At 60.0% G+C, this 24,305-nt stretch carries 19 protein-coding genes, 1 tRNA gene and 1 pseudogene; 14 read left to right on the top strand and 7 right to left on the bottom strand.

Annotated features, from left to right (window positions below):
• Window positions 1-18: 18 nt before the first annotated feature.
• Window positions 19-1,359, bottom strand: a complete 1,341-nt coding sequence (locus ACE4RL_RS12750; protein WP_375597501.1) for an extracellular solute-binding protein — start codon at window positions 1,357-1,359, stop codon at window positions 19-21.
• 274 nt (window positions 1,360-1,633) lie between these two features.
• Between ACE4RL_RS12750 and ACE4RL_RS12745 the strand changes: the two genes are divergently transcribed.
• Together ACE4RL_RS12745 and ACE4RL_RS12740 are read left to right on the top strand one after the other, a co-directional pair.
• Window positions 1,634-2,650 (top strand): LacI family DNA-binding transcriptional regulator, encoded by a 1,017-nt coding sequence (locus ACE4RL_RS12745; protein WP_375597500.1) that lies wholly within the window; start codon window positions 1,634-1,636, stop codon window positions 2,648-2,650.
• A gap of 8 nt (window positions 2,651-2,658) precedes the next feature.
• Window positions 2,659-4,584 (top strand): annotated as a pseudogene (locus ACE4RL_RS12740) (DUF5054 domain-containing protein).
• A gap of 159 nt (window positions 4,585-4,743) precedes the next feature.
• Here the strand turns inward: ACE4RL_RS12740 and ACE4RL_RS12735 are convergent.
• Window positions 4,744-4,820: transfer RNA gene (locus tag ACE4RL_RS12735), tRNA-Arg, on the bottom strand.
• A gap of 63 nt (window positions 4,821-4,883) precedes the next feature.
• Between ACE4RL_RS12735 and ACE4RL_RS12730 the strand changes: the two genes are divergently transcribed.
• Entirely contained in the window at window positions 4,884-5,396 is a 513-nt protein-coding gene (locus ACE4RL_RS12730; RefSeq protein WP_375597499.1) for a peptide deformylase, read from the top strand.
• Between the two features lie 50 nt (window positions 5,397-5,446).
• Window positions 5,447-6,572, top strand: a protein-coding gene (gene prfB / locus ACE4RL_RS12725; protein WP_375597498.1) for a peptide chain release factor 2 whose coding sequence is annotated in 2 segments (ribosomal slippage) — window positions 5,447-5,515 and window positions 5,517-6,572 — 1,125 coding nt in all. Because the reading frame shifts where the segments join, the coding sequence is not laid out codon by codon here.
• Between the two features lie 51 nt (window positions 6,573-6,623).
• On the opposite strand, the gene ACE4RL_RS12720 is transcribed toward prfB, so the two are convergent.
• On the bottom strand, window positions 6,624-7,754 hold the full coding sequence (locus ACE4RL_RS12720; RefSeq protein WP_375597497.1) for a M23 family metallopeptidase: 1,131 nt from the start codon (window positions 7,752-7,754) through the stop codon (window positions 6,624-6,626).
• A gap of 73 nt (window positions 7,755-7,827) precedes the next feature.
• Window positions 7,828-8,313 (bottom strand): peroxiredoxin, encoded by a 486-nt coding sequence (locus ACE4RL_RS12715; protein WP_375597496.1) that lies wholly within the window; start codon window positions 8,311-8,313, stop codon window positions 7,828-7,830.
• A 185-nt stretch (window positions 8,314-8,498) separates the two neighbouring features.
• Here ACE4RL_RS12715 and ACE4RL_RS12710 point away from each other — a divergent pair, with 185 nt between their 5' ends.
• Entirely contained in the window at window positions 8,499-11,936 is a 3,438-nt protein-coding gene (locus ACE4RL_RS12710) for an AsmA-like C-terminal domain-containing protein (RefSeq protein ID WP_375597495.1), read from the top strand.
• Window positions 11,937-11,988: 52 nt separating this feature from the next.
• Here ACE4RL_RS12710 and tyrS read toward each other — a convergent pair whose 3' ends face one another.
• Together tyrS and ACE4RL_RS12700 are read right to left on the bottom strand one after the other, a co-directional pair.
• Window positions 11,989-13,227, bottom strand: a complete 1,239-nt coding sequence (tyrS, locus tag ACE4RL_RS12705) for a tyrosine--tRNA ligase (RefSeq protein ID WP_375597494.1) — start codon at window positions 13,225-13,227, stop codon at window positions 11,989-11,991.
• A gap of 154 nt (window positions 13,228-13,381) precedes the next feature.
• Complete coding sequence (locus ACE4RL_RS12700) at window positions 13,382-14,044, bottom strand: alpha/beta hydrolase (RefSeq protein ID WP_375597493.1); 663 nt, start codon at window positions 14,042-14,044, stop codon at window positions 13,382-13,384.
• A 287-nt stretch (window positions 14,045-14,331) separates the two neighbouring features.
• Between ACE4RL_RS12700 and ACE4RL_RS12695 the strand changes: the two genes are divergently transcribed.
• The 9 genes from ACE4RL_RS12695 to aroA all read left to right on the top strand — a co-directional run bounded on the left by ACE4RL_RS12695 (window position 14,332) and on the right by aroA (window position 23,126).
• Complete coding sequence (locus ACE4RL_RS12695) at window positions 14,332-15,477, top strand: cysteine desulfurase family protein (protein WP_375597492.1); 1,146 nt, start codon at window positions 14,332-14,334, stop codon at window positions 15,475-15,477.
• A gap of 65 nt (window positions 15,478-15,542) precedes the next feature.
• A complete protein-coding gene (sufB, locus tag ACE4RL_RS12690; RefSeq protein ID WP_375597491.1) occupies window positions 15,543-17,072 on the top strand; it encodes a Fe-S cluster assembly protein SufB in 1,530 nt (509 codons plus the stop codon).
• Window positions 17,069-17,539 (top strand): cupin domain-containing protein, encoded by a 471-nt coding sequence (locus ACE4RL_RS12685; RefSeq protein WP_375597490.1) that lies wholly within the window; start codon window positions 17,069-17,071, stop codon window positions 17,537-17,539. Before sufB ends, ACE4RL_RS12685 begins: the two co-directional genes overlap by 4 nt.
• A gap of 65 nt (window positions 17,540-17,604) precedes the next feature.
• Window positions 17,605-18,366: a Fe-S cluster assembly ATPase SufC gene (gene sufC, locus ACE4RL_RS12680; RefSeq protein WP_375597489.1), complete on the top strand. Its 762-nt coding sequence runs from the start codon at window positions 17,605-17,607 to the stop codon at window positions 18,364-18,366.
• 3 nt (window positions 18,367-18,369) lie between these two features.
• Window positions 18,370-19,581, top strand: coding sequence for a Fe-S cluster assembly protein SufD (gene sufD, locus ACE4RL_RS12675; RefSeq protein WP_375597488.1), 1,212 nt, complete (start codon window positions 18,370-18,372; stop codon window positions 19,579-19,581).
• 99 nt (window positions 19,582-19,680) lie between these two features.
• Window positions 19,681-20,901 (top strand): cysteine desulfurase, encoded by a 1,221-nt coding sequence (locus ACE4RL_RS12670; RefSeq protein WP_375597487.1) that lies wholly within the window; start codon window positions 19,681-19,683, stop codon window positions 20,899-20,901.
• 74 nt (window positions 20,902-20,975) lie between these two features.
• Window positions 20,976-21,308 carry an SUF system Fe-S cluster assembly protein gene (locus tag ACE4RL_RS12665; RefSeq protein ID WP_375600279.1) on the top strand — a complete coding sequence of 111 codons (333 nt, stop codon included), beginning with the start codon at window positions 20,976-20,978 and terminating at the stop codon, window positions 21,306-21,308.
• Between the two features lie 50 nt (window positions 21,309-21,358).
• Window positions 21,359-21,739 carry a HesB/IscA family protein gene (locus ACE4RL_RS12660; protein ID WP_375597486.1) on the top strand — a complete coding sequence of 127 codons (381 nt, stop codon included), beginning with the start codon at window positions 21,359-21,361 and terminating at the stop codon, window positions 21,737-21,739.
• Window positions 21,740-21,848: 109 nt separating this feature from the next.
• Window positions 21,849-23,126 carry a 3-phosphoshikimate 1-carboxyvinyltransferase gene (aroA, locus tag ACE4RL_RS12655; protein ID WP_375597485.1) on the top strand — a complete coding sequence of 426 codons (1,278 nt, stop codon included), beginning with the start codon at window positions 21,849-21,851 and terminating at the stop codon, window positions 23,124-23,126.
• Here the strand turns inward: aroA and ACE4RL_RS12650 are convergent, their stop codons facing one another.
• On the bottom strand, window positions 23,127-24,194 hold the full coding sequence (locus tag ACE4RL_RS12650) for a GGDEF domain-containing protein (protein WP_375597484.1): 1,068 nt from the start codon (window positions 24,192-24,194) through the stop codon (window positions 23,127-23,129).
• Window positions 24,195-24,305: the final 111 nt, after the last annotated feature.

Raw genomic sequence — 24,305 nt, 5'->3', positions numbered from 1 at the left:
CTGCGCCTCGCCGGACGCTTATTCGTCGATCAAGCCGGCCGACAGCAGTTCGGCGTGCATTGCGGCCACGGCTTCTGCACCGGTGACTTCACCCAGCATGGCTTGGAATGCGTGCTTTTCCACGATCGGCGAAGCTTCACTCCATTCGGCCGGCAGGTACTCGGTCGAAGCGTGCTCCATGATGATTTCTTGGGCTTCTTCAACACCCGGCAGGGCGGGGAAGGGGTGTTCCCAGGTGGTGGAGGCGACGCGCGGGGCGCCGTGGTCCATGCCATGGGCCTGGCCCTGCTCGGTCAACTCGTAGCTGCCATCGGCGGCGACAGTGTAATCCACGCCTTTAATGCCCAGTGTGCCCATGATGTAGCCTGGCTCGGAGTGCCAGAACTCAAGGAATTTCATGGCGTTTTCCGGATTCTCGGCATTGGCCGGCATCATCCAGAGCGATGCATTGCCGCGACGCAGGATAATCTCGCCATCGGGACCCGGAACCCCGGCCACACCCTTGGCCTCGAAGCTGCTGTCAGGATGGTCGGTGGCCATGATGTTGTTGAACAGGCCCACCCAAGCGTCCCAGTAAGTCACTGCTGCGACGCGATCGGTCATGAACAGGTTGCGAAACTCTCCCGAGCCATTGGTGACGAAATTGGGGTCCAGCAGACCTTCTTCGGACAGCATGGCGAACCAGTCATAGACTTCGGCTGCGCCTTCGGTGGCGTAGGGAATGGTGCGCTTGCCGTCTTCCATGACGTAGCCGGCCTTGATGCCGGCGGCCGACATATAGCCCTGAATGTCATACAGCTTGGCGGTCGAAAGACCATAGGCGCCGTCTTTGTTGTCACGAGCCCACTTGAAGTACTCGGTCCAGTCGTCAAGCGTGACCGGAGTCGCCATACCCGCTTCTTCCAGCCAGTCCTGGCGGATGGTAGGCAAGGTGCCGCCTTCGAACTTGTTCGGAACACCCCACTTGCGGCCATTAGTGTCAAACAGGGCCCACTCACCAGCAGGAATGACGGTTTCGTCCGACAGAATGGCGGACGCAGCGACCATGTCGGTCATATCAGTGATGGCGCCCTGGTCGATCAGGCCGGGCAGCATGCTGGAGTCGCCGTAGATCAAGTCATAGCGCTCGCCGCTGGCAAGCGAGGTAAACAGCACATTGTTGTAGTCTGAGGCCGGCTTGACCATTTCGATGTCGAGGCCGAGATGCTCTTCAAGTTCCGCGACGAATTGCTCGTGCTCGGCGGCGTCCTTGCCTCCGGTCACGGCCGACAGAATGCGCAGATCGGCCGCGAGGGCGCTGCTGGCCATCAGGGCGGCGGCGAGGACCGTCAGATTAGCGGTCAGTAGTGTCTTCTTCATGGGGTTCCTCTTCCGTAAATGCGAGCTATTGGCCCGCAGCGACCCGTCCTGAATATGCGGGTCAGATGACAGCTAAATGAAAGCGTGTGCATCAATGTCGTGTTTTCGGCACCCCCTCGAGCGTCATTTGATCGTCATGAAAGCAGCGGAATGTCGTTGCTACTGACTATTCTCGGTAACCAACTGGTGGTACAGCCAAATCGAACTGACAGTAGATTTGAACACGCTATCAATTGGGAGCGAGGCGGTCATGACCGATAATCCGGCGACGCGCGTGGCGCGCGCCACTGCTGAAATGGTTGCCGAGCGGGCCAAGGTGTCCCGTGTAGCTGTGTCGCGCGCGTTCAATCCCAATGCCTCGCTGCGCCCGGACAAGCGCGAGCTGATTCTCAAGGTCGCGCGGGAGTTGAATTATTTCCCTGATCGAGCGGCGCGGGCCCTGGTCAGTGGTCGTTCGCACCTGATCGGGGTCATCGTGCCCGACGTCTGCAGTTATTGGGAAAGCCAGGAGATCGACGCGCTCACCACGGCGCTGCAGAATGAGGGTTTTGCCACGGTATTGTTCAAGACCCGTACCGATTACTCTATGGACGACCAGCTCCTGGCCTACATGCGTGGCTTCAACCCTGACTCAGTGATTGCCTTCGTCGAGAATGTGAAACCGCAGATCCTGACCCGTTTTCTTGATCGTGCAGTACCGATCTATATCGATTACCCTATTTCCGGCATCACACGGCATGAGAGCCCAGGCCCCGTCTTCGACAGGCTGAACATCCTTCAACGTGATGGCATCGAGCAGGCCATCGCGTTGTTGCAAGGCTATGGTGCCAGCCGCATTGCCTATCTCGCCGGCAAGGCAAAGTCGCGCGCCAGTGCGGCACGGGAAGCCATGCTCCGTGCGGTCATGAACGAACGTGGGATGGCCCCGCCCATCCAAATGGCCGGGGACTTCGGCTATGACGCTGCGTTTCAATCGACGATCGACCTGTTCAAGGTCGCCGGGGGCGCGGACGCCATTTTTGCCGCCAATGACGTGAGTGCTTTCGGCGCGCTCGATGCACTGCGCTACGAACTGGGACTGAGCGTCCCGCAGGATGTGAGCGTGGTTGGCTTCGACGACATCGCTCAGGCGCACTGGAAGAGCTACAATCTCACCACGGTCAAATTTGACCTCGATGCGCGCGTCAGGGCGTTGGTGCGGCTGATCTTGCGCCGGCTCAACGAGCCTGAAGCTCCCGGATTGGAAGAAACCTTGAGCACACGCCTTGTTGTGCGCGGCACCGTCGGCTGAGAATGCGCATGACTGAAAAGAGCATCCATCTGGTCTTCAAGACCCATCTCGACATTGGGTTCACCGACCACGCGGCCCAGGTGCGCCAGCAATATCACGACCAATTCATCCCGCAGGCAATTGCAACGGGAGAGCATTTCTTCGCCGAGAACCCCGCGCAGCCGGAGTTTATTTGGACCACCGGCGCCTGGTTGATCTGGGACCACCTCAACTCGCAGGCGCCCGAGCGGGTGCAGCGGTTGGAGCAGGCGATCGAACGGGGGTTGATCACTTGGCATGGCCTGCCCTTCACCACCCATAGCGAATTGATGTCGCCCGCTGTCTTCCGTGCGGGCTTGAGCTATGCCCAGGAACTCGACAAGCGATTTGGGCGAACAACGACGGCGGCAAAGATGACGGACGTACCCGGTCACACGCTGGGTATCGTGCCTTTGCTGGCAAAAGTCGGAATCCGGTTCCTGCATCTTGGTGTCAACACAGCAAGCCCCGTGCCCGATGTGCCGCCGATTTTCCGCTGGCAGGCGCCGGGAGGCGACGAGGTTGTGGTGATGTACCAAGGCTCATATGGCGCCACCGAATTCCCCGCGGGCGATGATGTCGGGCTCAGCTTCGCCCACACCAACGACAATATAGGACCACAAAGCGTTGGTCAGACGGTCGAGGTGCTGAGGCAATTGCGCACCGAATACCCCGGAGCCATGATTGCGGCATCGACATTGGACAATTTCGGTGCCGCGATGTGGGCGCGCAAGGATGACTTTCCGGTCGTCACCCAGGAAATTGGCGATAGCTGGATCCACGGCGCGGCCAGCGATCCGGTAAAGCTGGCCCGCTATCGGGCGCTGCAGCGCATCTATGACGGGTTCGATTCCATCAGCGACAGGCGTCGGGCCTTCGGTCGCGGCCTGTGCATGGTCGCCGAACACACCTGGGGCGTTGACATCAAGACCTACCTTCGCGACGAAGCGGCTTGGGATCGCCAAGCTTTCGAAGCGGCACGCAAGAATGACTATCGCTTTGCCTATGTGGAGAAGTCATGGGTCAAGCAGCGTGACTATCTGGACCAGGCCGTCGCCCAACTGGATACCCATGATCGGCAAAGTGCCAAGCAGGCGCTCGACGAACTCAATTTGGCCACCCGAGGTGTGCCTGTTCCCGGTGCCTTGATTGCCGACAATGGCTGGACGGCCGTTCTGAATACAGAAAATGGCGACCTGTGCTCCTTGACGACACCAGAAGGGGCGTCCCTGGAGGGGCAGAACGGGTCGCTGATGGCTACCGCCATGAAAGTTATGACAGTTTTGAGCTGCAGAAGCATCTGGACAGCTATCTTCAGCATCATGAGGTCTGGGCGGTCCTGGACCACGACAAACCCGGCCTGGCTAGTGCACGGCGGGCGCGCACCGCAGTTTTTGAACCAAGGTTGGGTGGGATTATCGAGGGGCGGCGCGCGGTCATTGCCATGCCTCCGGATGCAAGTTCAGAGCTGGGCGCCCCCGACGTTTGCGAGCTATCGATCCGGGGGCTCAGCAAAGATCGCGTGGAACTCACTTTGATGCTGTGCGGCAAGCCTGCCAACCGCATGCCAGAGGGCGGATTTCTGCATCTCTCACCGGCGAAGCTCAAGACCACAAAATTCAAGAAGATGGGGCTCTGGCACAGGGCCGGCGATGAGGTGCGGCGCGGCGGCGGACAGTTGCAGGCCGTCGAGGAGGTAGCGCTGGTCAGCGACGAGTTCGCGCTCAACATCCTTCCGCTGGATGCCGCCCTGGTTTGTGCTCGGTCTCATGCCTTTATGCCCTTCCAGCCCGACCCGCCGGACTGGAGCCAAGGCGTTCGCTTCAATCTCTACAACAACAAATGGGGCACCAATTTTCCGATGGTGGGAGGGGGCAGTAGCCTTCCGTTTCCAGTTGAGTGTGCGGCAGACCTAGCGGTTCGACGTGTAGATGCCGTCAAAAACGAGTCCACCCATAAAGGATTCGCCGACGCAATCCCGGGCTGACTTTTCGCAGGTCGCCCCAAAGTCACCCCAGTCGAAAGGTCGCCGCAGCAGGGGCGGGCGTTGACTTTAACGATTTCAAGGGGTTAGCTGGTGATCCCGGCGGGATTCGAACCCACGACCCCAGGATTAGGAATCCTGTGCTCTATCCTGCTGAGCTACGGGACCAGCCAGTGTTCGAAGTACCAGCAGGGGCCAGGACATGCAAGATGAACGAAGGTGAATGCTGCCATGAACAACGGCGCTGATCCCTTCATAGTTTATCCAGATGATCGATTTCAGGCTGTTGCATCGCATGCTCCAGTCACCCCGGATCTGTTGGCGGTTGGACGGGACCTGCTCACTGCCGCAACGAGCGCGAACGCTTATGGTTTGGCTGCGGTACATATGGGAGTGGTAGCGCCGGTTGTGGTCATCAGTCTCGCGGACCCTGCTACTCGCGACTATCGCGTCCTCTATAATCCACGGGTTATCGCGACATCAGGTGTTTCAGTACTGGGCAAGGAGGGCTCGGTTTCCATGCCGGGCATCGAGGTCGAGATCTTGCGGTCCGAATGCGCCCACATCGCATTTGAGGACGAAACCGGCGCCTTGTCCGAGCTGGAACTGTCCGGCTTTCCGGCCCGGGTCGCCCAGCACGAGATCGACCAGGTCAACGGTATTTTCTTCCTGACCGGGCTTTCCCGCCTCAAACGGGAAGCCGCAATCAAGCGCTTCGCCAAGCGCGCTCGTCGCATGGGTTGATCCACGAGTGGCGTTTCGCTAAACGGAGCCCCACACAAAAAGGAAGACCAATGCGCACGGAAATCGAAAAGACCGTCGCCGAAATCGAGCAGGTTCTGACCCTGCTGAGGAGGCATCTTTGACTGGGATACAGCTCAACTCCGGCTCGACGCGCTAACGGCGCAAACCGAATCTCCCGAATTCTGGAATGAGCCCGAAAAGGCGCGCATTACGATGCGCGAACGCGACGAACTCGATGTTGCCGTCAAGACGGTGCACGAGCTCGAAGCCGGCATCCGGGACAATAGCGAATTGATCGAACTGGGCGAGGCCGAGGGCGACGAAGAAATTGTGCGCGATGCCGAGAACGCCCTGATCGAACTGATGCAGACGGCGCGGCGAACCCAGATCGAAACCCTGCTCTCCGGGGAAGTCGACGGCAATGACTGCTATGTCGAAATCCACTCAGGCGCCGGCGGCACCGAGAGCCAGGACTGGGCGAACATGCTCTTGCGCATGTACACGCGCTGGGCTGAACGTCGGAAAATGAAGGTCGAAACCATCGAAATGCACGATGGTGAAGAAGCGGGCATCAAGTCCGCGACCATCATGATCAAGGGTCACAATGCCTATGGCTGGATGAAGACCGAAAGCGGTGTGCATCGTCTGGTGCGGATCAGTCCATATGACTCGGCCGCGCGCCGGCACACCAGCTTCTCCAGCGTCTGGGTTTACCCTGTGGTGGACGACAATATCGACATCGAAATCCGCGAAGCCGACCTCAAGGTCGATACCTATCGCGCCTCCGGTGCCGGCGGTCAGCACGTCAACACCACTGACTCGGCCATCCGCATCACCCACGTACCCACCGGGATCATCGTGGCGTGCCAGCAGGAACGCAGCCAGCACAAGAATCGCGCCACGGCCATGAACATGCTCAAGGCCCGGCTCTATGAAATGGAGCTGCAGAAGCGCGAAGAGGCAGCCAATGCCCAAGCCGCCAGCAAGACCGATATTGGCTGGGGCCACCAGATTCGCTCGTACGTTCTGCAGCCCTACCAGATGGTCAAGGATTTGCGCACTGGCGTTGAGAGTGGCCAGCCCTCCGTCGTTCTCGACGGTGGCCTGGACGAATTCATGGAAGCAGCTCTCGCCCAGCGCGTGGGCGTCGCAACCGACGTCGCTGCTGAAGACTGAACTGAGAGAATAAGAAAGGCCCCGAACAATCGTTTGGGGCCTTTTGCAATTCTAGTTGAGCATGGCCAAGAGGCGCTTTCCGGTATCGAGAAAAGACTTGGGGTCCAAGGGTTCGTCTGCCCGGCGTACCTCAAAATGCAGGTGCGGCCCCGTTGACCGTCCGGTCGAGCCAACCTTGGCAATCGGTGTTCCGATCTGCACCTGCTGCCCTTTTCGGGACAAATAGGCACTCAAATGGGCGTAGCGGGTCACCAGGCCATTGCCGTGCTCGACCTCGACAACCTTGCCGTAGCCGGAGCGTTCGCCGACGAAACTCACTACCCCACTGGCGGCGCTGAGCACTGCTGTCCCAGTGGGGGCCGCAAAATCCAGACCTGAATGGAAAGCCCGCCCGCCGGTAAACGGGTCCTTGCGATTGCCGTAGCCCGAGCTTTGGCGAAAGTTCCCGACAATCGGCATGTGTACCGGCGCAAGCTCCAGACTATCCCGGGCGGCCTTGAAGCGCATCAGCGCGCTCATGACAGCATTGGCGTCTTCCAGAATGGGCGAAACCTGATCCGCGCCATCCAGCGATGCCAGCAGCGGACCGCCAATGCCGTCTAGGTCCGTGTCGGGCAGGTTGACCCTTATACCAAGTCTGGACAGCTCCCCAACGATGCTCGCAGTCCGCTCTGTCGCGGCGCTGGCAATGCCGCTCATGGCCTCCTGCGTTTCGTCCATCATTTGCAGAACGGACGCTGAAGTCGCTGCCACATCCGGATTGCCGTTCCGGGTCGCCAGTTCAGGAAGAACTGCGCTGTCTGGCATCGACACAGACGCCAGACCCAGCTCGTCCGCCTTCGTCACCAGCGCTTTGACAAGCTGATGTTGCTCCAGCAGGGTTTCCTGTTGTGCCGACAATTCCTGAAGCTGCAGGTTGATATCGCCGGCCTGTGCGTAATTGCGGGAGTGCAGTCGGTCTATTTCTACCCGCATCTGCGCCAGCCGATCTTCGTAGGCCGTGATGACAAGTTCGTTCTGTCCGCCCAACAGCCGTGCAATGTCTGGCGCCATGAGCAGGGCTGTTCCCTGCAAGGCGTTGCCGGAAAGCAGAAGAGCAAAGGTCGTGTAGAAGATGGCGGGGTGGATGCCGCGCCGCTCGCGCTGACCATCGGCTCTAAAACTGGCAGACTGACGCAACACAACCACCCCCACACGCACCCAACATGGTTAGTGAACTATGGCTGGGTTTGGTTAAGAAAGGCGAAAGTCTGGCCTATTGCCCATTTGCGGCAAGCATTTCGTCCAGTGCCGACAGCATTTTTGCAGCATGTCCCTTGATGCGCGTAGCCCTGATAATGCGCCCGATTTTGCCGTTAGCATCAATAATGAAGCTGGTGCGGATGAGCCCCATGAACTCGCGGCCATAGAGCTTCTTGAGCTGCCAGAGCCCAAAAGCCTCGATCATCGTGCGGTCCGGATCTGCGCCCAGCTTGGGCAGCAGATTGTACTTGGCGCGGAACCTGGCATGGCTTGCCAGGTCGTCAGGCGATACCCCGATGAGATCGGCGCCTCGGTCTACAAATTCGGCCAGGAGAGCGGAAAACTCGACATTCTCGTCCACGCAACCGCCTGAGTCGTCCTCTGGATAGAAGTAAATGACGGCCGGCCTGCCCAGCAGTGTTGCTGGCGTCACGGTTTCGCCGGTGTCGCAGGCGAGAGAAAAATCGGGAATGGCGGCGCCGGGATTGAGATGTGTCATGGCCTATCCTGTGCTGCTGCCTGAATAGAGGGTGTCGGCGCCACATTCCAGCCGGTATCATCAATCAATGCACCGCCTGAGGCGGATGATTCTGTTCGCGGTTGGAGGGGAACCGGCCGATCTATGACGTGGTGGCAGTGATCCAGGCAACAGGCACAGAACCGCCTACCCAGGCGCCACCAGCTTTGTCGGCTCGACCGTCTCGATGGGGCCGCGCGCGTCGTATCGCCATCTGGGTCCTCGGCATCCCGAGCCTGATCCTGCTCGTTCTCTATGTGATCATGTTGATCACACCAATCCGAGTGCCCTTCACAGGCCAGGCTATACGCAGCTTTGTGCAGAATTTCGTGCCCGATACGGCCGATCTGCAGATGGGTGATATGGCCCTGGCCCTGGAAGGCGGTGTCTGGCCTGTTATCCGGTTTTCGCCGGTGTCCTACACCGACAGCAAGAGCGGCGCGCGCGTCCAGATGGACGCATTGGAAGTGGGGTTCTCGCCAGCGCGAGCCCTGTTCGGGCAGCCCGGCACGACGATCACCATTGTCGGGCCACATGTGCAGATCGTGCAGGACCTCTATGGTCCAAGGCCTGGAACGCTGGAAATTGAAGAAAGTGCCGATGGCGGCCCGCCGACAGTGCGGGTGCTGGAGGGGGCCGATACCTTCCCCGCCATAGCCATCGCGTCCGAGGGGATTTCGTTCGACCAGGGCACGGCGCCGCCGATGCGCTCGGATAATGACTGGTTGATCTACAATCTGGAGGCCAGTGAAGTTGCCATTGCCGATCTTGTCGAACAGACCGCCCAGGGACGGTTCTCAAGACTAGTCGTTCGCGACGGCCTGATCGACATGGCTGACCCGATCTATGGCCTGTTCCGGCAGTTCGAAGCCGTCTCGCTCGAAATCGGCCCCGTGCCCGGCGAAGAGCGTGTAACCGGCGAGTTCAGCGCCCGCATTGGTGGCCAGACGGTGACCGGAAGCGTCGAGCGGTCAGTCGACCCCGACGGCGTCCGCCGTTTGCAGGCCGATATGATCAACCTCGATTTCTCGGCATTCGTCCCTTTCATCGACGATCGCGACAGTATGGCCGCGATGCGGGGCACCGGGTCCATTTCCATAGATGTGACCTTTACTGCCGACGAGAAGAAACTGTCCGGCGGCGCCTTCAAGCTCGACCTCACCGGTCTCGATTTGCGCCTGGCCGATGACTATTTCCCTGTTGCCAGTTCAATCCTGGATGTGACCTGGCAGCCCGAGCTTGGTCAGTTCCGCCTGGCCGAAGGGGCTCTGCAGATCGGGCAATCTTCGGCAAAGGTATCCGGTGTCTTTGCGCTTGGCCTTGATCGGACCTTCGGTCCGACCATCGGCATGTCGCTGACAGCGACGGACGTCGTGATCCATCCAGACGACATGGACGCCCCTGAAACGCCGTTTGAACTGGTCGAATTTTCAGGGTGGTCTGCGCCTCTTTATGGCGCGCTTGGCATCGATCGGCTGACGGCGAGCAAGCAGGGTGCGACCGTGGAAACCGCCGGACGGATCGATATGCTGCAGGCCGGCATGGGGCTCGACATGACCATAGCCGGGCAGGGGGTATCGGCGGACGATTTCAAGCGCCTGTGGCCTTACATCATGTCTCGGGAGAGCCGGGACTGGTTCGTGGCCAATGTCACCGAGGGACGCGTCAAGAACGCCCGCATGCGTTTCAACTTTCCGGTCGGAACCTTAGCCATCGGCGACGAGGAAGTGCCTATTCCGCCTGACAGCATGCAGATCGATATTGTCGGGGAAGGGGTCGCCATCAAGCCAACGCCGGAAATGTCTCCCATACTCATAAATGGCGAGACACGGCTGCGGCTGGATGACGCCAATATGTCTATATCTGGTGGCGGCGGAGCTCTTGAGACCCAGGCAGGCACCATCGACGTCTCCAATCCGGCCCTTGTCATGGACAATACTGTTCCGGGCGAGAGTATCATCGAGATATCCGGCGATTTGGCGGCGCCGATACCTGCCCTGCTGGCGCTGGTCGAACAGCAGCAGCCCGATGCGCTGACCGCGTTTGAGCTTCCCATAGATCTGACCAGCATCACTGGGGCCGTCGATCTTGGGCTGGTGGCGACCATTGCCCTGGGTGACGAGGAGGCCGGACGGGACATGGACATCGACTATGTCGTCAATGGCACCATCGCGAACTTTGCGAGCAGCCAGCCACTCGAAGGGCGACTGATTTCCGATGGACAGCTGGCCTTTTCCGCATCCCAGGACAATTACCAGCTCGGCGGTACGGCCGAGGTCGACGGCATGCCGGCGGAGATTTCCATTGAAGGAACGCCGGCGACTGATCCTGTGGTCAGGCTGGGCTCCACAATCGATGTGGCCGATCTCGCCGCTTTCGGCTTCGATGCGTCAGAGTTCCTAGGGGGACAGGTGCGCTTCGTTGCACAGCCACTGGCCGAGGGCGCGCTACAAATGACGGTTGATCTTGAGCGTGCAAGCCTCAACATCCGCGATCTGGGCATTGCCAAATCCGCCGGCACGCCGGGCCTTCTGACGGCCATTGTCCGGCCCGACGGAGACGTGACCCATCTCGAGGATATCGCGCTGACCTTCGGCACAGTGCGCCTCAACGGCCTTTTGGACTATCATGCAACCGAAGGCTTGGTGGCTGCCAATTTCACCAGTTTCGCCCTGAGCGAGGGCGATAGCGCCACGGTGGATCTGACGCCTGTGGATGGCGGCTTTTCGGTGCGGATCCGGGGGCGTCAGCTCGACCTCAAGCCCGTGCTCAGCCGCTTCTTCAGCCTTGGGCAGGGAAGCGGCGGTGTGCAATCCACGCAGTTCGACCAGACGATCGTACTGGATGTCGAACTGGACCGGGCCATCGGCTACTACGCAACGACAGCCTTCAACCTCGATCTCGACCTGGTCCTGCGCGGAGGGAACCTCAGCCGCGTCAACCTCACAACCCAGTTCGGTGAAGGCAATGCTGTTTCCATCACCACCAATCCTGCACCAAATGGCCGCACGCTCTCAATGGCCTTCAATGACGCGGGCACGGTGTTGCGATTGCTGGGGATCTATTCACAGCTCGCCGGTGGGTCGGGCAGTCTGGTCATGACGACAAATCGCCGGCTCGACCGGGAGACCGGCCAGCTGGTTCTGCGCGATTTTGCGATTGTCGATGAGAACAATGTCGTCCAGATTTTGGGTAACCACTCGGACTCGCGCGCGGCCATTTCGGCCAGCAACCGGCTCGATTTCCGGGCCGGAGAGGTGAATTTCGTCCGCAGCAGCGATCGCGTGGAGGTTACGGATGCCGTGCTGGCCGGCGATACCGTTGGCGGTACGCTGCGCGGCTTCATCTATACCGATCGGCGCAGCTATGACCTCAGCGGTACCTATGTACCGCTGTTTGGGCTGAACAACATTTTCCAGCAGTTGCCCATTCTTGGGCCGCTGCTGGGTGGTCGCGATGGCGAGGGGTTGGTGGGCGTCACTTTTGCCGTGCGAGGGCCCCTTGAGGACCCGCAATTCCTCGTCAATCCGCTCTCCATCCTGGCGCCGGGCATCTTCCGCGAAATGTTTGAGTTCCGGGCCCGCGAACTGCCACCTGCGGAATAGAAAAGGGCGCCCCTTTGGGGGCGCCCTCAATCCATCGCACACGAAGGGGCCGTTACACCGGCTTGAGCAGTGCGTGCCGCTTCTTGCCGATTGAGAGCTTGATGACGCCCTCATCGAGCAGGGCGTTTTCGCTCAAGGTGAGCTTGTCGTCGTCGATGACCGCGTCATTGACGCGCACAGCGCCTGAGGCAACATGGCGCCGCGCTTCTCCGTTCGAGGCAGCAAGTCCCACCTTGACCAGGGCATTGAGCACGCCAATACCGGTGGCAAGTTCGGCATGAGTGGTTTCAGCTGTCGGCAGGGACAGGTCCAGCTTGCCGGTCTCGAAGGTAGCGCGCGCGGTCTCCGCAGCACCTTCCGCGGCCTCACGGCCACGCAGCATAGCGGTGACTTCCGTCGCAAGGCGCTTCTTGGCTTCGTTGATATCACCTGCCACAACACGGGCGATCTCATCGAGCGGCAGCGTCGTGTAGAGTTTGAGGAAGCGCTCTACGTCTGCGTCCTCGGTGTTCCGCCAGTATTGCCAGAAGTCATAGGCCGAGAGCATGTCGGCATTGAGCCAGATGGCGCCATTGAGCGACTTGCCCATTTTGGCACCCGAAGCAGTGGTCAAAAGCGGCGAGGTCAGAGCATAGAGCTGTGGCGTCCCCAGACGATGCCCAAGGTCGATACCGTTGACGATATTACCCCACTGATCCGAGCCGCCCATCTGCAGCCTCACCCCGTAGCGCTTGTTCAACTCCACGAAGTCGTAAGCCTGCAGGATCATGTAGTTGAACTCTAGGAAGCTCAGCGACTGCTCACGATCCAACCGCTGCTTGACCGAGTCGAAACTCAGCATGCGGTTGACCGAGAAATGCTGGCCAACGTCGCGCAGGAACTCCAGGTAGTTGAGCGGCATCAGCCACTCGGCATTGTTGAGCATCAGCGATTTGCCATCGCTGAAGTCGAGGTAGTTGGCAAACACCTGCTTGATGCTGTCGATATTGGCCTGGATCATCTCCGGCGTCATCAGCTTGCGGGCTTCGTCCTTGAAGGACGGGTCGCCCACCATGCCCGTGCCGCCACCCATAAGGGCAACGGCGCGATGGCCGGTTTTTTCCAGCCAGTGCAGCATCATGATCTGGATCAGACTGCCTACGTGTAGCGAGGCGGCCGTTGGGTCAAAGCCGATATAGGCGGTGACTTTTTCAGTGGCAAAAAGGTGATCCAGCCCGCCATCGTCGGAGGTCTGGTGAATGAAGCCACGCTCGGAAAGTGTGCGCAGGAATTCGGACTTAAATTCGGTCATTTTGATGCGATCCAAAGGTCGTCCCCGTCGAGAGGGTCTCTCCCGCACCCGCGGGAACCTCCGTTGAAAGACCACCGCTAGGGAAACGGAGGCCTTTCGCTTTACGCGCCAGGCCAGCCGTGGCGGTTTCAATCGCCCTATGCGCTCTTTTCTACTAGCGCCCGCCGCCGTCCGCGATCTCCTGACGGCGACGGTCGAGATATTCGGCGCAACGCGTGGTCAATTCATCGATCTTGCCTTCGTAGAAGTGGTTTGCCCCTTCCACGATCTGCTGTTCGATGGTGATGCCCTTCTGTGTCTTGAGCTTGTCCACCAGCTTCTGCACCGAAGTGGGCGGGGCCACGCGGTCCTTGTCGCCATGGATGATCAGGCCCGAGGACGGGCAGGGGGCAAGGAACGAGAAGTCGTAAAGGTTCTCTGGAGGCGACACCGAGATGAAGCCTTCCACTTCCGGGCGGCGCATCAGCAATTGCATGCCGATCCAGGCGCCGAAGGAGAAGCCGGCGATCCAGCAGCCGCGCGACTCGCGGTTGATGATCTGCAGCCAATCGAGCGCGGCGGCCGCATCCGACAATTCGCCGATGCCGTGGTCGAACACACCCTGCGACCGGCCGACACCGCGCGAATTGAAACGGAGGACGGAAAAGCCACGCTCGGCAAACATATAGAACAGATTGTAGACGATCTGGTTGTTCATCGTCCCGCCGAATTGCGGATGCGGGTGCAACACGATCGCTACAGGAGCATTGGGTTCCTTGCCTGGCTGATACCGGCCTTCCAGACGCCCCTCGGGGCCGTTGAAGATCACTTCTGGCATAAGATTGTTCGGCCTTTTCTGGCTCTGTCCTATTGAGGTTTCGGGCCCTTGCCGGAATGGCAACGCGCGGCTTGACTAAGCGCGGAGCGCTCCCTAAAACATGGGTCCGAAACACCAGTTTAGAATTATTCGAAACTCGGTTTTGGGCCGGTAACCGGCCCCCTGGAGCGCCCCTTGTAATGAAGTTGGGCGTAAAATTTCAAGAAGTGTTTGAGTGCGAGGACGTCAGGAGCGTCTCGCGACAGGCATGGAAGCTACAAAGGGCGCACCGGCGTCCGGAAAGCGCAATGACGAGAGCGGCCACATATCTCGATCACAATGCATCTGCCCCGCTTCGCCCCGAGGCGCGGGAGGCGATGCTTGCTGCGCTTGAATTGACCGGCAATCCCTCCTCGGTGCATGCCCATGGCCGTGCGTTGCGCAACCTGGTTGAGACCGGGCGCCAGCAGGTTGCGACCCTGGCCGGCGCAGAGCCAAAACAGGTCGTGTTTACCGGCTCGGCCACCGAAGCCATTACGCAAGCCCTCATCGGCGGCGCTACGCAGTTTTCGGCAGGTGCCATCGCTCTGAGTGCGGGAGAACACGCTGCCACTTTGAAAGCAGCAGCAGCCACGGGCCTGCCTTTGTGGACAATCGCCCTGGATGCAGAAGGACGCATTGATCTCGATCAACTGTCATCATTGTTGCGACAGGCGGACGAGCAGGGTGTGACGCTGCTGGTGGCCGTCCACTGGATCAACAATGAGACGGGCGTCGTCCAGCCCGTTGAGCGCATAAATGCCCTGGTGGGTCCGACACGGCACACGCTTTTCGTCGATGCCGTGCAGGCTCTGGCCAAGCTGCCACTGGATTTTGCGGCCTCGGCACCCGATATGATGGCTATCAGTGGCCACAAGATCGGCGCCCCCGCTGGCATCGGCGCTCTGCTGGTCAAGTCGCATGCAGATACGGTGCGGCTCATTCCCGGTGGCGGCCAGGAACAGGGCCGTCGCGGTGGGACAGAGTCGGCGGCGCTGATCGCAGCGTTCGGGGCGGCGGCGGCAACCTCGCGATACGATGCCGAGGCGATGTCCGCCCTGACGCAGAGCGTTGAGGCCGGATTGGGTGCCATCGCGCCTGATGCGGTGATCTTCGGAAGGGGAGCGACACGTATCGGCAATGTTACCAATTTTGCTGTACCGGGGCTCAACAATGCCACGGCAATGATGGCGCTAGACCTGATGGGTTTATCGGTGTCCTCGGGCTCGGCCTGCTCTTCGGGCAAGGTGGGCGCCAGCCACGTGCTGGCCGCCATGGGTGTGCCCAAGGCTCTTGCCAATTGCGCTTTGCGCGTCAGCTTCGGCTGGAACTCGACCAGGGCAGACGCGGAAGCGTTTCTGGCCGGATTTGAAACCCTTCTGTCACGCCAGCGGCGGGATGGAAAAGCGGCGTAGACGCCACACTGACTATTCGTTCGCGGCGGCCTTGAACCGCCGAGGGACATTGAAGGAGAAGCCGCATGGCGGACTACAACATTCCGACCCTCAAGGAAGAAATCGACCGCGAAACGGTCGAACAGGTGCTGGCGCTCGACGTCGACAAATACAAATACGGCTTCGAAACAGATATCGAGTCCGATGTCGCCCCTGCCGGTCTGACGGAAGACACGATCCGCTTCATTTCGGCCAAAAAGGACGAGCCGGAATGGATGCTGGAATGGCGCCTTGAGGCCTTCCGCCGCTGGCAGACCATGGAAGAGCCAAACTGGGCCAAGGTCCACTATCCCAAGATTGATTTCCAGGCGATCAGCTATTATGCGGCGCCGAAATCGTTCAAGGGCCCCAAGAGCCTGGACGAGGTCGATCCTGAACTGCTTCGTACCTACGAAAAGCTGGGTATTCCGCTCAAGGAGCAGGCCATTCTGGCTGGTGTCGAGGGCGCCGCTGAATCCGTTGGTACGCCCTTTGGCGCCAATGTCGCAGTTGATGCGGTCTTTGACTCAGTCTCCGTGGTGACCACCTTCCGCGAGGAACTGGCCAAGCAGGGCATCATCTTCTGCTCCATCTCCGACGCCATTCGTGAGTATCCCGATCTGGTCAAGCAGTATCTGGGCTCCGTCGTGCCGGTCTCGGACAATTACTACGCCACGCTCAACTGCGCCGTCTTCACCGATGGGTCCTTCGTCTACATCCCGAAGGGCGTTCGTTGCCCGATGGAGCTGTCGACCTATTTCCGGATCAATGAAAAGAAGACGGGTCAGTTCGAGCGCACGCTGATCATCGCCGATGACGACAGCTACGTCTCCTATCTCGAAGGCTGCACCGCCCCGATGCGTGACGAGCACCAGTTGCACGCCGCCGTGGTGGAACTGGTTGCCCTCGATAACGCCGAAATCAAGTACTCGACCGTCCAGAACTGGTATCCGGGCGACAAGAACGGCAAGGGCGGCATCTACAATTTCGTCACCAAGCGTGGCGATTGCCGTGGCAAGAACTCGCACATTTCCTGGACCCAAGTGGAAACCGGCTCGGCCATCACCTGGAAGTATCCGAGCTGCATCCTGCGCGGTGACGGTTCACGCGGCGAGTTCTATTCCATCGCCATTTCCAACGGCTATCAGCAGGTCGATAGCGGCACCAAGATGATCCACCTGGGCAAGAACACGTCCAGCCGCATCATCTCCAAGGGCATTGCGGCCGGCTTCTCGGACAATACCTATCGCGGCCAGGTCTCGGCCCATGCCAAGGCCAAGAACGCCCGCAACTTCACCCAGTGCGACAGCTTGCTGATCGGCGACAAATGCGGCGCCCACACGGTTCCCTACATCGAGAGCCGCAACGGCACGGCTGTCTTCGAGCACGAAGCGACCACGTCCAAGATTTCCGACGACCAGATGTTCTACTGCATGCAGCGGGGCCTCTCGGAAGAGGAAGCCGTGGCGCTGATCGTCAATGGCTTCGTCCGCGACGTGCTTCAGCATCTGCCCATGGAATTCATGGTCGAAACGCAGAAGCTGATTTCGATCAGCCTGGAAGGCAGCGTCGGATGATTGAAAAGAGCATCGAACCTGTCATCGCCCTGTCCGGCCTGGCACTCAAGCGGCACGATCGGGGTCCTGGTATTGGCGCGGACGGTGCCAATTTCACGCGTGCCATGGGCCTGACCATGCTCGGCGCCAGCTATTTCGAGGTACAGCCGGGCGAATCCGCCTTCCCGTTCCATGTCCACTACCTGGAGGACGAGATCATCGTCATCCTCGAAGGTGAGGGGACCTATCGTTTCGGCGACACATCTCACAAGGTGAGTGTGGGTGATGTGCTTGGCGCGCCCGCAGGCCGGGCCGAGCTGGCGCACCAGCTCACCAACACCGGCACAGGTATCCTGAAATATATCTGCGTCGCCAATCAGACAGAGACCAATGTAGTTGAGCTGCCTGAACACGGTGTTTTGCGCGTCCATCACCGGAAGCCGGGCGGTTACGAAAGTGTCGAATTGCCCACGCCTGCCAAGGCCTGAATGAAATTGATGACCAGTCCTGCGAGCCGGCAGCAAAGCCGCCCAGACTGAAGAAGGTAGAAAAAATGACCACGCCAGTTCTTGAAATCCGCAACCTGCATGCCCGTATCGAGGAACGCGAAATCCTCAAGGGTGTGAACCTCATCATCCCGCCCGGCGAAGTCCATGCCATCATGGGCCGTAACGGCTCGGGCAAGTCGACCCTGAGCTACGTGCTGGCCGGCAAGGAAGACTATGAGATCACCGAGGGCGAAATCCTGCTCAATGGCGAAAACATCCTCGAGATGGAGCCTGACGAGCGCGCCGCCGCCGGCTTGTTCCTGGCCTTCCAGTATCCGATCGAAATCCCGGGCGTCGCGACGATGACCTTTCTCAAGGCCGCGCTGAACGCCCAGCGCAAGGCGCGTGGCGAAGCAGAGCTGACCACTCCCGATTTCATGCGTGCCGTCAAGGAAGCCGGAACACAGCTCAATATCGACAATGACATGCTCAAGCGTCCGCTCAATGTCGGCTTCTCGGGTGGCGAGAAGAAGCGCGCCGAGATCATGCAGATGGCGCTCCTGAAGCCATCGCTGGCTGTGCTCGATGAAACTGATTCCGGCCTCGACATCGACGCGCTGCAGGTTGTCTCCAAGGGGGTGAACGCCCTGCGCGATGGCCAGCGCTCCATGCTTGTCATCACCCACTACCAGCGCCTCCTCAACCACATCGTTCCCGACGTCGTGCATGTCTTCTCGGACGGCAGGATCGTCGAGAGCGGCGACAAGGACCTGGCGCTTAAACTCGAAGCACAGGGTTATGCCAGCTACGGCGGAGAGGCTGCCTAAACCATGCGCGCAAACTTTCCTGTTCGCCTCGGCCCGGCCGAGGACGCTCTGATTGCCCAGCTCAAGGCTGCTGGCGCTGACGCCACAGCCGAGCGCATCACCGTGGCCGGCCTGCCGACCCGTCGCGTCGAGAGCTACCACTATACCGATCTCAAGACGCTGCTGCGGGCCATCCCGCCGCTGGCCACTGCCGCCAACGAAGCCAGCGCCCCGGCGCTGCGCATCCCCGGCGCCTTCAACCTGATGATCGCCAACGGCGTGATTCAGAATGCCGCGACGGCCCCGGCCGGCGTCATTGTCGGCAAGGCCCATGGCGGCGTACTGACCACGCGTGATGACGTCCTGGTGCACATCAATGGGGCACTCGCTAAGGAAGCCCTCACGCTCACGCTCGAAAACAGCGTCGATCCGGTCATCCAGGTCGAACGCCGGATTGAGGGCGAGGCGGCCCATGTCGCTGATGCGCTCAAGGTCTTTGTTGCGGACAACGCGTCGGCGACCATCGTCGAAACCTTCTCCGGCTCGGATGCGGCGCATGTGGGCAACCATGCAACTTACCTGTCGGTGGGCAAGAATGCCGTAGCGACGCACATCACCATCGATCTTAGCGCCCGCGCCGTGTCGCATTTCGCCACCAACGAGTATCAACTCGCTGATGGCGCCAAGCTGCGCACTCTGGTGATCCACGCCGGCGCTGGACTGGCCCGCACCCATGTGTTCCCACGCATGGCGGGTGCCGAGGCCCATGCCGACCTCACCGGTCTCAACCTGGTGTCCGATGGTCAGCATGCCGATATCACGATGGAAACGCTGCACGCGGTGCCGCACACTTCGTCCCAGCCGCTGTTCAAGTCCATCGTGCGCGGCCGCGCCAAGGCCGTTGTGCAGGGCAAGCTGGTTGTTGCCCGCGACGCCCAGAAAACCGATGCCAAGTTCATGCATCAGGGCCTGATGCTGTCGGACGAGGCCGAAATCTTGTCCAAGCCGGAGCTCGAGATCTATGCCGACGACGTGGTCTGCGGCCATGGTTCGACCTGCGGCATGATCGATGAGAACAGCCTGTTCTATTTGATGAGCCGAGGCATTCCGAAGGCCGAAGCAGAGACCATGCTGGTGCGCGGCTTCATTGCGGAGCTTTTTGATTCAATCGAAGATGAAGAGCTCAACGAAGCGCTTCAGGGCATCGTTGATGGCTGGCTGATGGGCCGCCAGTAAGCCCTGCTATACGCACACAAACCAACTCTTCCCCATTGGGGGGAGGGTAGCGTTGCCAGGCCCGCCGGGCTGGCAAAATCTACGGAGGGGGGAACCCCTATGACCTTCGACCTCGAAAAAATCCGTGCCGATTTTCCGATCCTGTCGGAACAGATCCATGGCCAACGGCTTGTCTATCTCGACAGCGGCGCTTCCGCCCAGAAACCTCTTCAGGTGCTGGACCGCATGGACCATGCCTTCCGGCACGAATACGCAAATGTGCACCGTGGCCTGCATACGCTGGCCAATCGCGCGACTGAGGGCTATGAGGCCGGGCGCGAAAGCGTCCGCCGCTTCCTCAACGCCGGTCGGGTCGAAGAGATCGTCTTCACCAAGTCGGCTACCGAGGCGATCAATCTGGTGGCCTCCTCTTATGTCGGCCCGCGCATAGCGGAGGGCGACGAGATCGTCACCACGATCATGGAGCACCACTCCAATATCGTTCCATGGCATTTTCATCGCGAGCGCAAGGGCGCGGTGATCAGGTGGATCGGTGTGGATGGGGATGGCGTTCTCGACATGGCCGCCTTCGAAGCGTCATTGACCGACCGAACCCGTGTTGTTGCCGTTACGCATATGTCGAACGTGCTGGGCACGGTTAATCCGATCAAGCAGATCATCGACATCGCGCACGCTCGTGGCATCCCGGTGCTGGTCGACGGCTCGCAGGGCGCCGTTCACACCAGCGTGGATGTCCAGGAACTCGACGCCGATTTTTACGTCATGACTGGCCACAAGCTCTACGGACCCACCGGCATCGGCGTACTCTATGGCAAGTATGACCTTCTCGCCGAGATGCAGCCCTATCAGGGCGGTGGCGAGATGATCGACACGGTGACGCTTGACGGCGTCACCTATAACGAGCCGCCCCATCGCTTCGAAGCCGGCACGCCGCCAATCGTCCAAGCTATGGGTCTCGGCGCCGCGCTAGATTACATGCAGGCCATTGGCCGCGACGCCATTGCCGCCCACGAGCATGATGTTGCCACCTATGCGCAGGAAAAGTTGGGCCGTATCAACTCCCTGCGCCTGATCGGCACAGCGCCGGACAAAGGCGGCATCTTCTCCTTTGAGGTCGCCGGCGCTCATGCCCATGACATCGCTACCATCCTCGATCGTTACGGCATCGCGGTGCGTGCGGGCACCCATTGCGCCCAGCCGCTGCTCAGCCGATTTGGCGTCACCTCTACATGTCGCGCCTCGTTCGCCCTATATAACGGCAAGGACGACGTGGACGCGCTGGTGGACGGCATTGAGCGTGCCCAGAAATTTTTCGCCTGAGGAAGGCTGATATGACCGAAGAGACCAAGATCGACCAGGCTGCTGCCGAAACGGACACCCGTATTGCGCCCAGCATGCCCACAACTCTGCCCGAAGGTGAAGTCGAACGCATCACGACCGATCTGATTGGGGCTCTGAAAACGGTCTATGATCCGGAAATTCCGGTCGACATCTACGAGTTGGGCCTGATCTACCGGGTAGACCTGGATGACGATCGCAACCTGACAATCGATATGACATTGACGGCCCCCGGTTGTCCCGTTGCCGGTGAAATGCCAGGCTGGGTTGAAAACGCCGCCCGGGGTGTCGAAGGGATCCAGGACGTTACCGTCAACATGGTGTTTGACCCGCCCTGGGATGCCTCGCGTATGAGCGAGGAAGCTCAAGTCGCGTTGAACTGGTGGTAATTTTACGCGTTTCGTCCTATATATCGTGAAACGCCGATGAAAGTTGGGCCATGCCGTTCCAGATTATGTCGCTGACCGATGCCGCTGCTGAGCGCATCACCGAGATCATCGAGGATTCAGAGAAGCCCGTAATCGGGCTGCGTGTCGGCATCAAGAATGCTGGCTGCGCGGGCGTGTCCTACACCATGGACTATGTCGAAGCTCCGATTGCCGGAGACGACCATGTCCAAGACAAGGGTGTCCACGTTTGGGTCGATCCAAAGGCCACCATGTACCTGCTTGGCACTGTCATGGATTTCGAGTCAGGCAAGATGGGTTCCAGCTTCACTTTCAACAATCCTAACCAGACGGGCGCCTGCGGCTGCGGTGAAAGTGTTACGCTGGCCGCCGCTGATCTGAAGGCAATTGCCGAGGCGCGGGCAGGGGCCTGATAACTCATTCGCCCGGCCTCTGCGCACAGCGGGAGGTGGAGCGCAAATCGCGGATGACAACCAAGTTCCCGTTGCGGAAACCGCTCCGCTGAGGCATTGATCCCGCATCATGTCGAACACGCTTCCTCCCGCCTACACTATAACCCCCCCGAACCGTCCGCTCTCTGGCCGCGTTTCGCCGCCCGGCAGCAAGTCGATCACCAATCGTGCGCTGTTGCTGGCGGCTCTGGCCGACGGCACCAGCCGGTTGACCGGCGCGCTGAAGAGCAAGGACACGACGCTGATGGCGCGGGCCTTGCGTGACATGGGTGTTGTCGTGGAGGAGCCTGACGCGACGACTTTTCTGGTGACCAGCACTGGCCGTCTGCAGGCGCCGGCGGCGCCTCTGTTTCTGGGCAATGCCGGAACCGCGACGCGCTTCCTGACAGCAGCGGTCGCCACCATCGACGGAACTGTCGTTGTTGATGGCGACGAGGACATGCGCCTGCGTCCGATCCGTCCATTGGTGGATGCCCTCAGAGCGCTCGGAATTAACGCCACGAGCCCTTCGGGTTGTCCCCCTGTGACCATCCAGGGCAAGGGTTCTTTCGGTCAGGGTCGCGTCGAGATCGACGCTTCCCTGTCCAGCCAATATGTGTCGGCACTGTTGATGGCGGCGCCTCTTGGTAGCGGGCCCATCGAAGTTGCCCTGGCAGGCAAGGATATCGGCGCCCGCGGCTATGTTGATCTGACATTGGCAGCCATGCGTGCCTTTGGCGCTGAGGTCGAAGATCGTGAGGACGGGTCCTGGCTGGTGCAGCCTACCGGTTATCGCGCCACCGATTTTCACGTTGAGCCGGACGCCTCAGCCGCGACCTATCTCTGGGGCATAGAGGCCCTGACCGGCGGCAAGATCGACCTCGGCATTGCCGCCGAGACCTTCTCCCAGCCTGACGCCGCCGCTCAACCTGTTCTGGCGCAGTTCCCGAATATGCCAGCGGTGATCGATGGTTCGCAGATGCAGGACGCCGTGCCGACCATCGCTGTGGTTGCCGCTTTCAACAACCACCCGGTTCGCTTTGTCGGAATTGCCAATCTGCGGGTCAAGGAAACGGACCGTATCCGGGCAGTTGCCAACGAGCTCAACCGGTTGCGTCCCGGGCTGGCACGCGAGGAGGGGGACGACCTGATCGTCAACAGCGATCCGGAGTTGATGAATGCAGCGCACCGCAATGCCATCAGCCGCATCGAGACCTACCACGATCATCGCATTGCGATGAGCTTTGCGTTGGCTGGTCTGCGGATGGGTGGTGTTACGATTCTGGATCCAGCGTGTACCGGAAAGACCTATCCGGATTATTGGCAGATGCTATCAGCGCTCGGTGTCGAACTCACGCCCGCTGGGTGATCACGCAGCCGAAACGTCCTTAGCCGGCGCTTCTTCTATCTGGATAAGCTCGTTTTCACTCACCACCCTGTTGCGGCCGGCATGCTTGGCCGCATAGAGGCATTGGTCAGCACGCTCGATCAGCGACATGGCATTGTCCTTGCGCGAAAATGCAGCCACGCCGAAGGAAGCTGTAATCCGGCCGAGCTTTTCATTGGTTGAGCGCTTGAGCAATTCCTTGGCTTGAATAGCCTTGCGAATATTTTCTGCAGCGATGATAGCGCCATCAAGATCGGTCGAAGGCAGGACGGCCACGAATTCCTCACCGCCGTAGCGGGCGGCCAGGTCCTTGCCCTTGATGTTGGACTTCAACATCATTGCAACTAGTCGCAACACCTGGTCGCCAGTCTGGTGGCCGTAGGTGTCGTTGAACTTCTTGAAATGATCGATATCGACGAGGATCAGGCTGAGCGGCGAGCCATCGGCTTCCGCTTCCGAGATGGCGTCCGCCAGCCCCTCGTCAAAGCTCTTGCGATTGGCGATCTTGGTCAGCGGGTCGAGCATGGATTCACGCCGCACATCATCCAGATCGCGCTGCAGGGCAGCGATATCCTCACGCGACGCTTCCAGCTTGGATTCAAGCTGCCGGTTTGTATCCTGCATGCGCCGCGTCTCCGCCAAAAGGCGGGTGGCCAGGGCCTTCATATCATTGGCGTCAAGATTCCGTTCCAGGTCACCACTGGCGGATTGCAGTGAGCCGGAATAGGCATTGGCCGTGGTCATTGCGCTGTCGATGGCTTCATGCACCGCTTCGATGCGGGCGTGCATGCGCTCAGACACGCTGGACATGCGGTCATTGACGTCGGACTTCAGGAACTCGTTGTAGAGCGTTTCCGCCAGCTCCGAGGAAGGAACGGTGCCGCTGCGGAAAATCGCATTGATGCGACTATTCAGCGACGGGTTCACGCCTGTCGCATAGGTGTAAAGCAGCTCATAGAACTGCGGATAGGGCGGAATGCCGCTTCGCTTGAGCAGATCAAACGCCGCATTGGCGTAACCTAAGGTACGCTTGAATTCCTGGTCCGACACTAACCCACCCCGCGCGCCGTTGCGCCTTGACCGTATCGTTCTACTTTAATTGAGTCGTGGCCAATAAATACAGCCCTGCGCCCCCACCTAACAAGCACCCGGTGACAAGTT

Origin of the sequence: Devosia polycyclovorans (genome assembly GCF_042181575.1) — a bacterium.
In the GTDB taxonomy this organism is placed as follows: Bacteria; Pseudomonadota; Alphaproteobacteria; order Rhizobiales; family Devosiaceae; genus Devosia; species Devosia polycyclovorans.
Note: the sequence above shows the minus strand (reverse complement) of the source record. Positions and strands in the feature narration are given on the sequence as shown.

What these genes read in the sequence shown, in the direction of transcription:
- ACE4RL_RS12700 (WP_375597493.1), bottom strand. Translation starts at nt 14,044, where the DNA reads ATGCCAGAAGTGATCTTCAACGGCCCCGAGGGGCGTCTGGAAGGCCGG.
- sufD (WP_375597488.1), top strand. Translation starts at nt 18,370, where the DNA reads ATGCGCGCAAACTTTCCTGTTCGCCTCGGCCCGGCCGAGGACGCTCTG.
- ACE4RL_RS12750 (WP_375597501.1), bottom strand. Translation starts at nt 1,359, where the DNA reads ATGAAGAAGACACTACTGACCGCTAATCTGACGGTCCTCGCCGCCGCC.
- ACE4RL_RS12665 (WP_375600279.1), top strand. Translation starts at nt 20,976, where the DNA reads ATGCCCACAACTCTGCCCGAAGGTGAAGTCGAACGCATCACGACCGAT.
- sufC (WP_375597489.1), top strand. Translation starts at nt 17,605, where the DNA reads ATGACCACGCCAGTTCTTGAAATCCGCAACCTGCATGCCCGTATCGAG.
- ACE4RL_RS12660 (WP_375597486.1), top strand. Translation starts at nt 21,359, where the DNA reads ATGCCGTTCCAGATTATGTCGCTGACCGATGCCGCTGCTGAGCGCATC.
- tyrS (WP_375597494.1), bottom strand. Translation starts at nt 13,227, where the DNA reads ATGACCGAATTTAAGTCCGAATTCCTGCGCACACTTTCCGAGCGTGGC.
- ACE4RL_RS12730 (WP_375597499.1), top strand. Translation starts at nt 4,884, where the DNA reads ATGAACAACGGCGCTGATCCCTTCATAGTTTATCCAGATGATCGATTT.
- sufB (WP_375597491.1), top strand. Translation starts at nt 15,543, where the DNA reads ATGGCGGACTACAACATTCCGACCCTCAAGGAAGAAATCGACCGCGAA.
- ACE4RL_RS12670 (WP_375597487.1), top strand. Translation starts at nt 19,681, where the DNA reads ATGACCTTCGACCTCGAAAAAATCCGTGCCGATTTTCCGATCCTGTCG.
- ACE4RL_RS12715 (WP_375597496.1), bottom strand. Translation starts at nt 8,313, where the DNA reads ATGACACATCTCAATCCCGGCGCCGCCATTCCCGATTTTTCTCTCGCC.
- ACE4RL_RS12695 (WP_375597492.1), top strand. Translation starts at nt 14,332, where the DNA reads ATGACGAGAGCGGCCACATATCTCGATCACAATGCATCTGCCCCGCTT.
- ACE4RL_RS12685 (WP_375597490.1), top strand. Translation starts at nt 17,069, where the DNA reads ATGATTGAAAAGAGCATCGAACCTGTCATCGCCCTGTCCGGCCTGGCA.
- aroA (WP_375597485.1), top strand. Translation starts at nt 21,849, where the DNA reads ATGTCGAACACGCTTCCTCCCGCCTACACTATAACCCCCCCGAACCGT.